This is a genomic window from Sphingomonas sp. (assembly GCF_035555815.1).
In the GTDB taxonomy this organism is placed as follows: Bacteria; Pseudomonadota; Alphaproteobacteria; order Sphingomonadales; family Sphingomonadaceae; genus Sphingomonas.
In genome coordinates, this window is the sequence record NZ_DATMGG010000167.1 from 1 (window position 1) to 15,194 (window position 15,194).

Here is a 15,194-nt window from a genome sequence, read left to right on the forward strand (position 1 = left end):
GCCGGTCACCGACCAGACGCGGATGTTCGACACGTTCGTCGTCACCCCGATCCGCATCTTCGTGTGGCTGATCTTTCTGGGGACGGCGTATGATTTCCTGCTCAGGCGGGTTTGGGAGCGGTGGCGAATGAGCATCATCCAGCGGACGCTGCGCGGCCATATCGTCGTCGCCGGCTATGGCACCAGCGGCACGGAGGCGGTGAACGAGCTGATCCGCCGCGGCACCGATCCCGCGCGAATCGTGGTGATCGAGGAGCGCAATACCGCGCGGATCGGCGCGGAGCAGCGCGGCGTGACGGTGATCGACGGCGACGCCACGCGCAACCTGACGCTGGAGGCGGTGCGCCTGCCCGCCGCGAGCGCGCTGATCGTGTCGGCGGGGCGCGACGACACGTCGATCCTGATCGTGCTGACCGCGCGGCGCATCGCCCCCGACGTGCCGATCAGCGTGGTGATCCGGTCGGAGGACAACGAGCCGCTGGCGCGGCAGGCGGGGGCCGATACGGTGATCAACCCGGCCAGCTTTGCCGGGCTGCTGCTCGCCGGATCGACGCAGGGCCGCCACACCGCCGACTATCTGACCGACCTGGCCGCCGCGCACGGGCGGGTCGCGCTGCGCGAACGTGCGGTGACGGCGGATGAGATCGGGCACCCGCTGGCCGAGATCGGCACCGGGCTGGGCGTGCGCATCTATCGCGGCGACACCTGCTTCGGTTTCTGGGAGGTCGAGGCGCGCGCGCTTCGGGCCGGCGACGTGATCGTCGAGATCGTGCCCGGTGCCGAGGAATGGGGCCGGGCGGCGGAGCCAGCCTAGGCGCGGGCCTAGATTTGGTTGCGCGCATTCCGGGGTGGTGTGACTAGATAGCGCCTGCGATGCCGTATCTGACCCACCTCGACCGCCTCGAAGCCGAATCGATCCATATCCTGCGCGAGGTCGCCGCCGAGGCGGAGCGGCCGGTGATGCTCTATTCGATCGGCAAGGATTCGGCGGTGATGCTGCATCTGGCGCGCAAGGCGTTCTTTCCCGCGCCGCCGCCGTTCCCGCTGCTCCATGTCGATACGACGTGGAAATTCCGCGCGATGTACGACCTGCGCGCCCGCGCCGCCGCTGCCGCGGGCATGGAATTGCTGGTGTGGAAGAACCCGGAGGCGGAGGCGCGCGGCATCAACCCGTTCGACCACGGTAGCCTGCACACCGACCTGTGGAAGACCGAGGGGCTGAAGCAGGCGCTGGACCACCATGGCTTCGACGCGGCGTTCGGCGGCGCGCGGCGCGACGAGGAAAAGAGCCGCGCCAAGGAGCGCGTGTTCAGTTTCCGCACCGCGCAGCACCGCTGGGACCCCAAGGCGCAGCGGCCCGAATTGTGGCGCATCTACAATATGCGCAAGGCCAGGGGGGAGAGCATCCGGGTCTTTCCGATCAGCAACTGGACCGAACTCGACATCTGGCAATATATCGCGCGGGAAGGGATTGAGATCGTCCCGCTCTATTTCTCCGCACCGCGCCCGACCGTCGAGCGCGACGGGCTGATCCTGATGGTCGACGACGATCGGTTTCGTCTCAAGCCGGGGGAGGTGCCGGTCGAGCGGTCGATCCGGTTCCGCACGCTAGGCTGCTATCCGCTGACCGGCGCGGTCGAGAGCGATGCCACCACGCTGTCGCAGGTGGTGCAGGAGATGTTGCTGACGACCACCAGCGAGCGGCAGGGCCGCGCGATCGACCATGATGCCAGCGCGAGCATGGAGAAGAAGAAGGTGGAGGGCTATTTCTGATGCGTGCCCGTGTCACTCCGGCCTCCGTCATCGTCCTTCCCGCGCGGGCGAAGGCGCCGCGAAAGGGGACGATACCCTCCTCCGTGGAGTATTGCAGAGGCCTCGCCCGCGCGGGAATGATGGGCGTGGGGGCCGGGATATGACCGCCCGCACCTACCAGCCCGACGCGCTGATCGCGACCGATATCGACGCCTATCTGGCGCAACAGGCCGACAAATCGCTGCTGCGCTTTCTGACCTGCGGATCGGTCGATGACGGCAAGTCGACGCTGATCGGCCGCCTGCTCTATGATTCGCGCACGGTGTTCGACGACCAGCTTTCCGCGCTGGAAGCCGATTCGAAACGGGTCGGCACGCAGGGGCAGAACCTCGACTTCGCGCTGCTGGTCGACGGGCTGGCCGCCGAGCGGGAGCAGGGCATCACCATCGACGTTGCCTATCGCTTCTTCGCGACCGCGCGGCGCAAGTTCATCGTGGCCGACACGCCGGGGCACGAGCAATATACCCGCAACATGGTGACCGGCGCGTCGACCGCCGACCTGGCGGTGATCCTGATCGACGCGCGGCGCGGGGTGCTGACCCAGACGCGGCGGCACGGATTCCTGGTCAATTTGCTGGGCATCAAACGCATCGTGCTGGCGGTCAACAAGATGGATCTGGTCGATTGGGATCAGGATGTGTTCGACCGCATCGTCGCCGATTTCGCAGCGTTCGGCGCGTCGATCGGCATGGCCGAGGCGGTGGCGATCCCGATCGCGGCGCTGGGCGGCGACAATATCGCCGAACCCTCCGCCAACACGCCGTGGTACGATGGGCCGACGCTGATCGACCATCTGGAGACGGTGGCGATCGACGGCGAGGGCGAGGGCGACGTCACGCGGCCGTTCGCGATGCCGGTGCAGTGGGTCAACCGGCCCAACCTCGACTTTCGCGGCTTTGCCGGGCTGGTGACGGGCGGGACGATCACGCCGGGCGACCGGGTGCGGATCGTGCCGTCGGGGCGCAGCTCCACCGTCGCGCGGATCGTGACGCTCGACGGCGACCTGCCGCAGGCGGTGGCGGGGCAATCGGTGACGCTGACACTGGCGGACGAGATCGACTGTTCGCGCGGCGACGTGATCGCCGCCGCCGATTCGCCGCCCGAGGTTGCCGACCAGTTCGCGACGACATTGGTGTGGATGGACGACGAGCCGCTCCAGCCGGGGCGGGGGTATTGGCTCAAGTCGGGGGCGGCGACCGCGACCGCCAGCGTGCGCGCGCCTGAACATGCGATCGACGTCAACACGCTCGAACGGCTGGGGGTCCGCACGCTCGGCCTCAACGACATCGGCATCGCGGAGGTGCATCTCGATCGCCCGATCCCGTTCGCGCCCTATCGCGACAGCCGCGATCTGGGCGGGTTCGTGCTGATCGACAAGCTGACCAACCGCACCGTCGCCGCCGGGCTGATCGATCAGGCGTTGCGCCGCAGCCGCAACGTCCACTGGCAGGCGATCGAGATCACCCGCGATGCCCACGCCGCGCAGAAATCCCAGACGCCGCGCCTGCTGTGGTTCACCGGCCTGTCGGGGTCGGGCAAGTCGACCATCGCCAATCTGGTGGAGAAGAAGCTGCACGCGCTGGGCAAGCACAGCTTCCTGCTCGACGGCGACAATATCCGCCACGGGCTCAACCGCGATCTGGGCTTTTCCGATGCCGACCGGGTCGAGAACATCCGCCGGGTGGGGGAAGTGGCGCGGTTGATGACCGACGCCGGGCTGATCGTGCTGACCGCGTTCATCTCCCCGTTCCGCGCCGAGCGCGAGCTGGTGCGCGGGCTGATGCCGGAAGGCGAGTTCGTCGAGATCTTCGTCGATACCCCGCTGGCGGTGGCGGAGGCGCGCGACATCAAGGGCCTCTACGCCAAGGCGCGGCGTGGGGAGATCGCCAATTTCACCGGCATCTCCAGCCCCTATGAAGCGCCGGACAGCCCCGATATCCATATCGACACGACGCGCATCTCGCCCGAGGATGCCGCCGAACTGATCGTCGACCGGATCACCGGCATGTGGATGCCCGTCATATGACCCCTGCGCTGTCCGATATCGATCTGGCCCGCGCGATCGCGGCGGAGGCTGGGCGGTTGCTGCTCGAACTGCGCGCGGGACAGGCGCCGGGGCGCGAACTGGGCGCGGCGGGCGACCGCGCGGCGCAGGCGCTGATCGCCGAACGGCTGGCGGCGGCGCGGCCCGACGATTTCGTGCTGTCGGAGGAAGCCGCCGACGATCCGGCACGGTGCGCGGCATCGCGGCTGTGGGTGGTCGATCCGCTCGACGGCACCGCCGAATATGCGCAGGGGCGCGACGACTGGGCGGTGCACATCGGCCTGAGCGTCGATGGCGCACCGGTGACCGGCGCGGTCGCGCTGCCGGCGCGCGGGCTGGTGCTGGGCAGCGACGCGCCACCGCCGCTGGCGCCGATCCGCCAGCCGCCGCGCATGGTGGTCAGCCGATCGCGGCCCGCCAGCGAATGCCCCGGCATCGCCGACGCGATCGGTGCGGAACTGGTGCCGATGGGATCGGCCGGGGCCAAGGCGATGGCGGTGGTGCTGGGCGAGGCGGAGATCTACCTCCATTCGGGCGGACAATATGTCTGGGACAATTGCGCGCCGGCGGCGGTGGCGCTGGCGGCGGGGCTGCACGTGTCGCGGCTCGACGGCAGCGCGCTCGTCTATAATTGCGTCGACACCTATCTGCCCGACCTGCTGATCTGCCGCGCCGAACTGGCCGAAACCGTCCTGTCGCTGCTCGCCGCGCACGCTGGCTAGAGTGGAGGCGGTGCCGGCGCGCTCCCCCACCCGGCCCCCCGTCAAGATACACCGTGTGCGTCGCCGGGCGGGGAGCGGTCCGGCACCGCACCGGATTCAACGCCGGTCATCCGGCCAAGCGTCCGCGCCCGTTTACCGTCGCTTAACCGTGCCCGGTTACCCCTCCGAAAGATAATCCTGGGGGCCACCGTGCGTATCCTGATCATCGACGACGAACCGGCGATGCACGAATCCTACCGCGCCAGCTTTGGCGCGCGGGAGGATCGCGACGAGCAGCTTTCGGCGATGGCGGCGGAATTGTTCGGCGGGGGCGGGCAGGGCGCCGGCGCCGCCGGGGCGCCGCGCTTCGAACTGGTCCACGCGATGCAGGGGCTGGACGGGGTCGCCGCGGTCGCCGGGGCGCTCAAGGCCGACGAGCCGTTCCCCGTGGCATTCATCGACGTGCGGATGCCGCCGGGCATCGACGGCAAGGAGACCGCGCGCCGCATCCGCGCGCTCGATCCCGACATCAACCTGGTGATCGTCACCGGCTATTCCGATTTCTCTCCGCTCGACATCAGCCGCGCCGCCGGGCCGGCCGACAAGATCTTCTACATCGCCAAGCCGTTCGAGGTGGAGGAGGTGGTCCAGACCGCGACCGCGCTGACCCACCGCTGGCTGGCCGACCGCGAACTGGCTGCCGCGCGCGAGGCGCTGGCCACGCAGGTCCGGCAGCTCGAGGAACAGAAGCTGGAGCTGGCCGCGAACGAGAGTCGCGCGGTGCACATGGCCAATCACGATTCGCTGACCGACGCGCCCAACCGGCTGGGGTTCGTCCGCGCGCTGCACGATCGGGTGCGCGGGGTGGAATGCTGCGCGATGGCGATGATCGACCTCGACCGGTTCAAGATCGTCAACGACAGTTTCGGCCATATCGCCGGCGACGAGCTGATCCGCGCGGTGTGCGAGAAGCTGCGCGGCGCGGTGCCCGAGGACGGATTCGTCGCGCGGCTGGGCGGGGACGAATTCGCGGTGCTGTTCCCCGCGCCCAACGAGGATCAGGCGGTGGTGGTGTGCGACCGCCTGCTCAAGGCGTGCGCGACGACCTACAGCGTGTTCGGCCATTCGGTGCAGGGCGCGGCGTCGGCCGGGCTGGTGGTGTTCGAGCCGGGCGGCGCGACCGACCCGATCGACGTGATGCGCCGCGCCGACCTTGCGCTCAACGAGGCCAAGCGCGGCGGGCGCGGGATCGTGCGCGTGTTCGACGAGACGATGGACGAATCGATCCGGTTCCGCCGGCGTATCGAAGAAGGGCTGAGCAACGCCATCGCCAACGGCGAGCTGTGCCTGGTCTATCAGCCGATCGTCGCGCGCGAGGCGATCGAGATCGTCGGGTTCGAGGCGCTGCTGCGCTGGCACAGCCCCGAATACGGCATGATATCCCCCGCGATGTTCATCCCGATCGCCGAGGAATCGAACCTGATCCACGAACTGGGCGACTGGGTGCTGGAAACCGCGCTGGACGCGGTGAAGGGCTGGCCCGGCCAATATGTCTCGGTCAATTTCTCGCCGCGCCAGTTCCGCCGCCAGAATTTCGTCGGGCAGGTGATCGAGCGCGTCCAGCGTTCGGGGGTGTCGCCGGCGCGGGTGCAGATCGAGATCACCGAGACCGCGATCTTCGACGACAGCGAACGCGCCGCCGAGACGCTCTACCGCCTGCGCCAGATGGGTTTCCGCATCGCGCTGGACGATTTCGGCACCGGCTATTCCTCGCTCTACAACATCCGCAAATTCGCACTCGACTGCCTCAAGATCGACAAGAGCTTCATCGACGGCATGGGACGCGAGCGGGAGAGCGCAGCGATCGTCCATTCCATCATCCACCTGGCCCGCGCGTTGGGGATGGAAGTGGTGGCCGAAGGGGTCGAGACCGCCGCGCAGGTGCAGGCGCTGCGGCTGGCGGGCTGCTCGCATCTTCAGGGCTATCACCTGTCGGTGCCGGTGCCCGACGAGGCGGCGCGGGCGCTGGCCGAGCGACGGTTCCTCGCCGACGGGCTGCCCGCCGCGCGGACGCCATCGCTCGAAGCGGTCGACGGGGCCGGCGGCGGATGACGCAGCCGCCCGCGCGCCGGCGGGGCTGGCGCGGGATCGCCCGCATCCCGCAGTCGCTGGGCGCCCGGCTGGTGCTGATCCTGACCGGGATCGGGCTGGCGGGATCGCTGGCGATCACGCTGTTGCTGGCGCTGGTGATCGTTCCCAGTTTCGACCGGCTGGAGGAGGAGGCGGTGCGCGCGCACGTCGACCGCACCCACGCCGCGATCGACGAATATGCGCGCAAGATGGAAAGCGCGGTGCGCGACTATGGCGACTGGAACGCCAGCTACGACTATATGGCGCACCCGACGCGGACGTTCGAGGAGGAGAGCTTCTCGACGCTGGCGATGGCCAACCTCGATCTGGCCGGCATGGCCTATGTCACCGGCGACGGCCGCGTCCTGATCGCCCGCTGGATCGACGTCGCCGGGCGGCACGACGAGCCCGCGCTGCGATCCGAGCTGATCGCGGCGATCCCGGCGATGCACCTGCCGACGCTGCTGGCGCGGCGCAGCTCGCGGGGATTCTACATTCGGGTGGGGGACCGGCTGGCGGTGGTCGGCGCGGCGCAGGTGCGGCGCAGCGACGGCACCGGCACGCCGCGCGGCTATGTGCTGATGGCGCGCGAGCTGGGATCGGCCCGGCTCGCCACCTTGCTGCAATTGCCGGCGGTGGTCGACCTGAAGCAGCCGCCGATCGACCGGGTCACCATCGCGCCCGGACCGCGCACGCTGGCGATCGGGGTGCCGATCGTCGGCAGCGACGGCCGCGCCGTCGCCAGCACGCGCTATTCGGTTCCGCGCGACCTGTCGCTGCTGGGGCAGCGGATGCTGTTGCTCGCGGTGGTCGGCACCATCGTGCTGCTGGCGATCGTGCTGATCGTGCTGCGGCGGATGATCGCGCTACTGGTGCTGCGCCCGCTCCACCGCGTCGAGCGCCACATGGGGATGGTGCGCGCGTCGGGGGCGCTGGGGGTGCTGCCCGAAAGCGGACGCGGCGATGAGATCGGCAGCCTGGTCACCAGCTTCAATTCGATGCTCCGCCAGTTGAAGGACTTGCGCGAGCAGGTCGAGGTCCAGTCGTTCAAGCTGGGCCAGAGCGAAAGCGCGGTGGCGGTGATGCACAACGTGCGCAACGCGCTCAACCCGATCAGCACGATCCTGTCACAGGGGCAGACGGCGGCGCCGGCCGATCGCGCGACGATCGACCGCGCGATCGCCGAGCTGGGCGCGGACGACACCGCCCCGGCACGCCGGCAGAAGCTGGCCGCGTTCGTCGCCGCCGCGATCGCGGCCGAGGGCGATGCCCGCACCGATCGCGCGCGGCAGATGGAGACCGGGCGCAAGGCGCTGCGCAACGTGCTGGAGATCATCGGCCAGCAGCAGGAGCAGGCGCATGAAAAGCCGCCGCTGGCGACGATCGACGTGTCGGAGATCGTGGCGCAGAACGCGGCGATCGCCGGCTACGCCGGGGGCACGTCGATCGCCTTCGCCTTTCCGTCGCGGCCCCATTGGTGCCAGGCGAACCGGGTGATCCTGAGCCAGGTGATCGGCAATCTGTTCGCCAACGCGGCGGAAGCGATCGCGGCGCGCGGCGGGGAAGGGGGATCGATCACGGTCACCATCACCCAGAGCGACGACCGCGTCGAGGTGTCGATCCGCGACAATGGCGAGGGATTCGACCCCGCCGACGAAGCGCGGCTGTTCCAGCGCGGATTTTCCACGCGGGCGCAGAAATCGGGCGGCCTGGGGCTGCACTGGTGCGCCAATTCGATGGTGGCGATGGGCGGGGCGCTGCGGCTGGAAAGCGACGGTCGCGGGGTCGGCGCACGCGCCGTGCTGACGCTTCAGGCGGCACCGGCCGAGGCGATCGCTAACGGGCTTGCCGCCTGACCACCGGTTCGTCGGCCAGACCGTCGCGGCGGCGCAGATAGGGCGCGACCAGATTGCGCGCGCGGAAAAATTCCTGCCGATCGGGCGCGAGCGTCGCGAAATTGCCGATCACGCGGCGGCATTCGGGTGCGCGACACTGGCAGATCATGTGCCAATTCGATTGCGCCAGCGTGGTCGAATAATCCCAGCTGATCTCCTCACCATGGCCGATCGCGCGCAGCGCGACGAGGAACACCCCGTCGTCGGTGAACCGCAGCCCGGCATTCGGCGCGCAGCTGTGGTTGACCAGATCGTCGATCCGGCCCGACGGCCCCATATAGTGATCGGGCGTGACCTGGACGAAGCGGTCGTGGCGGCCGTGCATCAGGCTGGGGACTCGATCGGCGCGGAAATGGCGGCCGGTGAACTGCATCAGCGTCGCCCCCTCTTCGAACCGGACGGCGGCGAACACCGCCTTGCCGATATGGGTCTCGCCGACGCGGAACAGGCGCGCGCGGCGCCGATAGCCGTCGAGGATGTAGAGCCCGCCGCGGCGCAGCCCGAGCGAGCGCAGCGGATTGATCGTCGCCAGCCCGACCATGAACCACACCGATGCATGGGCGGCGAGCTCGACGAACAGATAGGCATATTCGCCATAGCCGCCGCCCGGCATCCGCAGCGCCAGCAGCAAGGTGGCGAGATCGCCGACCGTCCATAACCCCCACGCCGGCGAGCGTTCGCGCGCCGGATCGCGGGCGGCGGCGGCCCAGGTCGGCCAGAAACTGACCGGCACCGCCGCGACCACCAGCATGTGCGCCCAGAAAGCATCGCGGAACACCGTCCACAGCACCAGCGCGGCGAGGCACGCCGCCATGCACACGCTCTCGGTGGTGCTCGGTGGCGCCCAGCCGGAGCCGCGCCAGATGCGGAGCGTCACCGCGATGCACAGCACCGCCGATATCAGGAACACCCAGCCCTGGAGCAGTCCCGGATTGACCGCGGCATAGGTCAGCGCCTCGATCGCGGTCGCCGCGCTCCAGATCAGCCACGATGCGCGATTGGGCGCGACCAGATGGCGTCGCAGCCCGGTCAGATAGGCGGCATAGCCCGCGAAATTGCAGGCGATCGCCACCCAGAACCAAGGCTGAATGCTGCCCAGAACCCGCCTCCCCACCGTGTCCGGCGTTTACCATGGAGCGCGGAATCCGTCCATGAAACGGAGTAAATACAAATGAAGAACATTACACGAAAAATCCGATAAATCCCCGCTACAGGCAGATTTTCCCGGCCCCAGGCACGTAAAACCGTTGCGGCTCAACCGCATTTTTGTTAACTCGATGGCAGAGGGGCAGACTCCTGCTTGCATGTGCTTGATCCGGGGCTCGCGAGGGCGATTCCGGAGGTGGGGAGCCGTTTGCCCGCGGGATGGCGAGTGATCGAGACGGGTCTTTACGAAGGGGCGGGGCTGCAGTCGGTCGATCCGAAGGGCCGGGTCGCGATTCCCGCCGACTTCCGCTCGACGATCGACCGCAACTCGGCCGCCAAGATCATCGTCGTCGGCTTTCACCCCACGCTGCCGTGCCTGCGCGCCTATGACACCGCCTGGTCGCATTCCGAGGAGGCGCGGTTCCGCAAGATGGCCGACGACGGCGTCGACCTGCGCCAGATCGAGCGCGAGCGCGAGTCGGTGTTCGGCGACGTCGAGCGTTCGGCCTTCGACCCCAGCGGCCGTTTCGTCCTGCCCGAATTCTTTCGGGACGACGCCCGGATCGCCGACTGGGCGTTCTTCGTCGGCGCCGGCCCGACCTTCAACATCTGGGCGCCGCAGGTGCTGCTGGCGACCGAGGAGGCCAGCCCGCGCCTGCGCAACCGCTGTGCGCACATGATGGCCAATCGCAAGGCGCGCGGATGACCGGCGTCGCCCCCCATATCCCGGTGCTGCTCGACGAGGTGGTCGACGCGCTCGCCATCGTTCCCGGCTCCGTCCAGGTCGACGCGACCTTTGGCGCCGGTGGCTATACCGCTGCGTTCCTCGAGCGGGGTGCCGAGGTGGCCGCCTTCGATCGCGATCCTTCCGCGATCGAGGGCGGCCAAACCCTGGTCGCCAGCGCCGGCGGACGGCTGATCCTGATCGAGGCGCCGTTTTCCGCGATGGAAGCCGAGCTGGTCCAGCGCGGGCTGGCGCCGGTCGACGGGGTGACGATGGATATCGGCGTGTCGTCGATGCAGCTCGACCAGCCCGAGCGCGGCTTTTCGTTCCAGGCCGACGGGCCGCTCGACATGCGGATGAGCCGGGAGGGGATGACCGCCGCCGATTTCGTCAACACCGCCGACGAGGGCGAGATCGCCGACGTGCTCTACCAATATGGCGAGGAGCCGCGATCGCGCCGGGTGGCGAAGGCGATCGTCGCCGCGCGTCCGATCACCCGCACCGGCGAACTGGCGACCGTGGTGCGCAAGGCGCTGGGCCACAAGCCGCACGACAAGAAGGACCCGGCGACGCGGACCTTCCAGGCGATCCGCATCCACCTCAACCGCGAGCTGGACGAGCTGAGCGAGGGGCTGGCGGCGGCGGAGCGGGTGCTGAAACCCGGCGGGCGGCTGGCGGTGGTGACCTTCCACAGCCTGGAGGACCGGATGGTCAAGCGGTTCCTGCGCGAGCGCAGCGGCGGCGAGCCGGCGGGATCGCGCCATCGCCCGGCGGCGGCGGCGGCGAACGCGCCGAGCTTCGAGACACCGGCCCGCGCGGTGCGGGCGAGCGATAACGAGATCGCGCGCAACCCGCGCGCGCGATCGGCGACGTTGCGGGTGGCGCGGCGCACCGCCGCCGCGCCGTGGCGTACCCTGGGAGACAAGTAATGGCGTCCATCGGCTTCAAGGGATTTGGTTGGATCCTGGGCATCGCGACGGTGCTGCCGGCCTGCTACATGGTGACATCGGCCGTGGCCGCCGAGCGCGGGCGCGTCGAGGCGGTCGAGCGCGCGATCATCCGCGCGCAACGCGATATCCGCGGGCTGGAGACCGAATTCGACACGCGCGCCAACATCGCGCAGCTCGAGCGTTATAACGGCGAGGTGCTGGCGCTGTCGGCGCCGCGTCCGGAGCAATATGTCGCGGGCGAGGCGGCGCTGGCTTCGTTGCGGCCGCTGGGCGAGGGGCAGGTGCGCTATGCCGCGCTGGTGGTGCCGGCGGGCATCCAGCAGCCCGAACTCCAGCAGGCGGAGCTCCGGCCGGCGGTCGCCGCGCTGCCGTCGCCGCCGGCGATCGAGGCGGTGGCGAGCGAGGTCAAGCGCGCGGTGGCGACGGGCAAGGCACAGTCGGTGGCGATGCTCGACGGCAAGCTGCTCAGCGATTCGACCATCGGTGACGTGATGGCGCGCGCGCGCAGCGAAGCGACCAGCCTGCGTTGATCGTCCTCGTCGCCCCTGCCGCGGCGGATCGCCGGCGGGACGGTGGCCGGCATTCGCTGGTCGCGGTGGCGCAGGTGCGCCTGATGATCCTGATGCTGTTGTTCGCGTTCTCGACGATGCTGATCGTCGGGCGGCTCGGCTGGCTGGCGCTGTCGGCGGAGCCGGCGACGACGCGCGACGCGGCGGCGGCGCTGGTGCCGCTGCGCGGCGACATCGTCGACCGCAACGGCGCGCCGCTGGCGCGGACGATCGACGCCTGGTCGATCGGCGTGCAGCCGCGCAACATCATCGGCGACCGGGTCGACCTCGCCAATCGGCTCGCCGCGCTGATGCCCGAACAGGGCGCGGGCTATTACTACCGGCTGCTGACGATGGACGCGCCGTTCACCTACCTCAAGCATCGCGCGATGCCCGAGCTGGTGACGGCGGTGAACGCGCTGGGCGAGCCGGGCATCACCTTTGCCCGCGAACCGGAGCGGCTCTATCCGCAATCGGCGCTGGCGGCGCAGGCGCTGGGCTATCTCAACGCCGAGCGCCACGGCGTGCGCGGCATGGAGAAGGCGCTCGACGCGCGGCTGACCAATCCGGCGCTGCGATCGACCCCGATGGCGCTGTCGCTGGACCTGCGCGTGCAGGGCGCGCTGGAAAGCGAGCTGGGCCGCGCGATGGCATCGTTCCAGGCCAAGGGCGCGGCGGGCGTGGTGCTCGACGTGCGGACGGGCGAGGTGATGGCGATGTCGTCGCTGCCGACGTTCAACCCGAACAAGGTCCGCACCGGCGAGGGCGCGCTGCTCAACACCGTCACCCAGAGCGTCTACGAGCTGGGATCGGCGTTCAAGCCGATCGCGATGGCGGCGGCGATCGATACCGGCACCGTGACGTCGATGGCGCGGCGGTTCGACGCGACCGCGCCGCTTCAGGTCGGGCGGTTCAAGATCCGTGACGACCATGCGCAGAACCGCTGGCTCAACATTCCCGAGACGCTGATCCATTCGTCGAACATCGCGACCGCACGGATCGCCGACGAGATGGGCGAGGAAAAGCTGGCGGCGATGTTCCGCAAGCTGGGTTTCGACACGTCGCCGGACATCGAGATCGAGAAGGCCCACCCGTTGTGGCCGCGTTTCTGGGCGCGCACCACGACGATGACCACCGCCTATGGCCACGGCATCGCGGTGACGCCGCTGCACCTGGCCAGCGCCTATGCCGCCCTGGTCAACGGCGGCGTGTGGCGCCCGGCGACGCTGTTGAAGGTCGAGCCGGGCCACGCCCCCGCGGGCCGCCGCGTCATCTCCGAGGCGACCAGCGCGCGGATGCGTCAGCTGTTGCGGCTGGTCGTGCTCGACGGCACCGGGCGCAAGGGCGAGGCGCCGGGATACCGCGTCGGCGGCAAGACCGGCACCGCGGAGAAGCCCGGCGCGGGCGGATATTCGAAACATGTCAACGTATCGACGTTCGCGGCGGCTTTCCCGATGGACGCACCACGCTATGTGGTGATCGCGATGCTCGATTCGCCCATCGGCAATGCCGAATCCTTTGGCCTGACCACTGCCGCGTGGACCGCGGCGCCGGTGGTGAGCCGCCTGATCATGCGCACCGGCCCGCTGCTGGGCGTACAGCCGGACATGCACCGCGACGTCGACGTCTCCGATCTGGTGCCGCTGATCTGGCGCGCGCCGGGCGAAAAGCCGAGTCTGGCCGAGTGAGGCTGGGCGAGCTGACCGGGGGCGGCGAGCAGGCGACCGTCACCGGCTTTGCCATCGATCACCGCAAGGTCGCGCCGGGCACCGTGTTCGGCGCGTTCCAGGGCGCGCGCGTCAATGGCGAGGATTTCATCGCGCAGGCCATCGCCAGCGGCGCGATCGCGGTGGTGGCACGGCCCGAAGCGCACGTCGTCGGCGCGGCGCATATCGCCGACAGCTACCCGCGCGAGCGGTTCGCGCGGATCGCGGCGCAGTTCTTTGCGCCGTTCCCCGCGACGGCGGTGGCGGTCACCGGCACCAACGGCAAGACATCCACCGTCGAGCTGACGCGGCAATTGTGGCGGATGGCCGGATTCCACGCGGCGTCGATCGGTACGCTGGGCGTCACCACCGCCGACGACCGGGTGACCACCGGGCTGACCACGCCCGACGTCGTCACCTTCCTCGCCAACGTCGCCGGGCTGGCGCGCGAGGGCGTGACGCATCTGGCGTTCGAGGCGTCGAGCCACGGCCTGTCGCAATACCGCACCGAAGGGCTGCCGGTGCGCGCCGCCGCCTTCACCAACCTCAGCCGCGACCACCTCGACTATCATGGCGACATGGCCGCCTATTTCACCGCCAAGCTGCGGCTGTTCTCCGAAGTGGTCGATGGCGACGGCACCGCGGTGATCTGGGCCGACGACCAGCACGCCGAACGCGTGGTCGATCTGGCGCGGACGCGCGGCCTGAAGTTGGTCACCGTCGGCGAGCATGGCGACACGCTGCGGCTGGTCGGGCGCGATCCGACGCTGCTGGGGCAAACGCTGACGGTCGCGGCGGAGGGGCGCGAGTACCGGGTGACGCTGCCGCTGATCGGCGCCTATCAGGCGGCCAACGCGCTCACCGCCGCCGGGCTGGTGATCGCGACCGGCGGTGATGTCGCCACCACGCTGGCCAATCTCGCGCGGCTGGCGCCGGTGCGCGGACGGCTGGAGCGCGCGGCGATCACGCGCACCGGCGCGCCCGTCTATGTCGATTACGCGCACACCCCCGACGCGCTGGAGGCGGCGATCGCCGCGCTGAAGCCGCACACCGCCGGGCGGCTGATCGTCGCGTTCGGCGCCGGCGGCGATCGCGACGTCGGCAAGCGCGAGGAAATGGGCGCGGTGGCGGTGGCCCACGCCGATCTGGTGATCGTCACCGACGACAATCCGCGCAGCGAAGACCCTGCCGCGATTCGCGCCGCGATCCTGACCGGCGCTCCCGACGCGCTGGAGGTCGGCGATCGCCGCGCCGCCATCGCCCACGCCGTTGCCGAGGCCGGGGCGGAGGACATCGTGCTGATCGCCGGCAAGGGGCATGAGCAGGGGCAGATCGTCGGCGACCGGGTGCTGCCGTTCGACGACGTGGCGGTCGCGCGCGAGTGCGCGGCATGACGCCGCTGTGGACCTCCGCCGCCATCGCCGACGCGACCGGGGGCAGCGTCTGCGGCGACTTCGCCGTCACCGGAGTCGCGTTCGATTCGCGTGAGGTCGGGCCGGGCGACCTGTTCGTCGCGCTGACCGGCGAGACCACCGACG

General features: G+C 69.7%; 12 protein-coding genes and 1 pseudogene. 12 read left to right on the forward strand and 1 reads right to left on the reverse strand.

Translation table 11 applies throughout. The features are described from left to right. The 6 genes from VNR91_RS09230 to VNR91_RS09255 all read left to right on the forward strand — a co-directional run. Positions 1–814 (forward strand): NAD(P)-binding protein (locus tag VNR91_RS09230; protein WP_325490471.1); only part of this gene is annotated, 814 nt, incomplete at its 5' end. Between the two features lie 59 nt (positions 815–873). Next, positions 874–1,773, forward strand: coding sequence for a sulfate adenylyltransferase subunit CysD (gene cysD / locus VNR91_RS09235; protein ID WP_325490472.1), 900 nt, complete (start codon positions 874–876; stop codon positions 1,771–1,773). 139 nt (positions 1,774–1,912) lie between these two features. Beyond that, positions 1,913–3,838, forward strand: a complete 1,926-nt coding sequence (gene cysN / locus VNR91_RS09240; protein ID WP_325490473.1) for a sulfate adenylyltransferase subunit CysN — start codon at positions 1,913–1,915, stop codon at positions 3,836–3,838. Next, positions 3,835–4,578 carry a 3'(2'),5'-bisphosphate nucleotidase CysQ gene (locus VNR91_RS09245; RefSeq protein WP_325490474.1) on the forward strand — a complete coding sequence of 248 codons (744 nt, stop codon included), beginning with the start codon at positions 3,835–3,837 and terminating at the stop codon, positions 4,576–4,578. The genes cysN and VNR91_RS09245 overlap by 4 nt, the downstream gene beginning before the upstream one ends. 189 nt (positions 4,579–4,767) lie before the next feature. Next, on the forward strand, positions 4,768–6,669 hold the full coding sequence (locus VNR91_RS09250) for a putative bifunctional diguanylate cyclase/phosphodiesterase (protein ID WP_325490475.1): 1,902 nt from the start codon (positions 4,768–4,770) through the stop codon (positions 6,667–6,669). Further along, positions 6,666–8,543 (forward strand): ATP-binding protein, encoded by a 1,878-nt coding sequence (locus tag VNR91_RS09255; RefSeq protein WP_325490476.1) that lies wholly within the window; start codon positions 6,666–6,668, stop codon positions 8,541–8,543. The genes VNR91_RS09250 and VNR91_RS09255 overlap by 4 nt, the downstream gene beginning before the upstream one ends. On the opposite strand, the gene VNR91_RS09260 is transcribed toward VNR91_RS09255, so the two are convergent. Next, positions 8,524–9,696 (reverse strand): SET domain-containing protein-lysine N-methyltransferase, encoded by a 1,173-nt coding sequence (locus VNR91_RS09260; RefSeq protein ID WP_325490477.1) that lies wholly within the window; start codon positions 9,694–9,696, stop codon positions 8,524–8,526. The two genes, VNR91_RS09255 and VNR91_RS09260, sit on opposite strands and share 20 nt — an antisense overlap. 258 nt (positions 9,697–9,954) lie before the next feature. On the opposite strand from VNR91_RS09260, the gene VNR91_RS09265 reads away from it, so the two are divergent. The 6 genes and pseudogenes from VNR91_RS09265 to VNR91_RS09290 all read left to right on the forward strand — a co-directional run. Further along, entirely contained in the window at positions 9,955–10,434 is a 480-nt protein-coding gene (locus VNR91_RS09265) for a division/cell wall cluster transcriptional repressor MraZ (protein WP_325490478.1), read from the forward strand. Beyond that, entirely contained in the window at positions 10,431–11,381 is a 951-nt protein-coding gene (gene rsmH / locus VNR91_RS09270; RefSeq protein WP_325490479.1) for a 16S rRNA (cytosine(1402)-N(4))-methyltransferase RsmH, read from the forward strand. The genes VNR91_RS09265 and rsmH overlap by 4 nt, the downstream gene beginning before the upstream one ends. Beyond that, the gene (locus tag VNR91_RS09275) at positions 11,381–11,932 is read left to right on the forward strand and encodes a hypothetical protein (protein ID WP_325490480.1); all 552 of its coding nucleotides are present in this window, start codon (positions 11,381–11,383) and stop codon (positions 11,930–11,932) included. The genes rsmH and VNR91_RS09275 overlap by 1 nt, the downstream gene beginning before the upstream one ends. Then, positions 11,929–13,638: a penicillin-binding protein 2 gene (locus tag VNR91_RS09280; RefSeq protein ID WP_325490481.1), complete on the forward strand. Its 1,710-nt coding sequence runs from the start codon at positions 11,929–11,931 to the stop codon at positions 13,636–13,638. The genes VNR91_RS09275 and VNR91_RS09280 overlap by 4 nt, the downstream gene beginning before the upstream one ends. Next, a complete protein-coding gene (locus VNR91_RS09285) occupies positions 13,635–15,050 on the forward strand; it encodes a UDP-N-acetylmuramoyl-L-alanyl-D-glutamate--2,6-diaminopimelate ligase (protein WP_325490482.1) in 1,416 nt (471 codons plus the stop codon). The genes VNR91_RS09280 and VNR91_RS09285 overlap by 4 nt, the downstream gene beginning before the upstream one ends. Then, positions 15,047–15,194, forward strand: a pseudogene (locus VNR91_RS09290) (UDP-N-acetylmuramoylalanyl-D-glutamyl-2, 6-diaminopimelate--D-alanyl-D-alanine ligase); the annotation flags it as partial. The gene VNR91_RS09285 and the pseudogene VNR91_RS09290, both read left to right, overlap by 4 nt.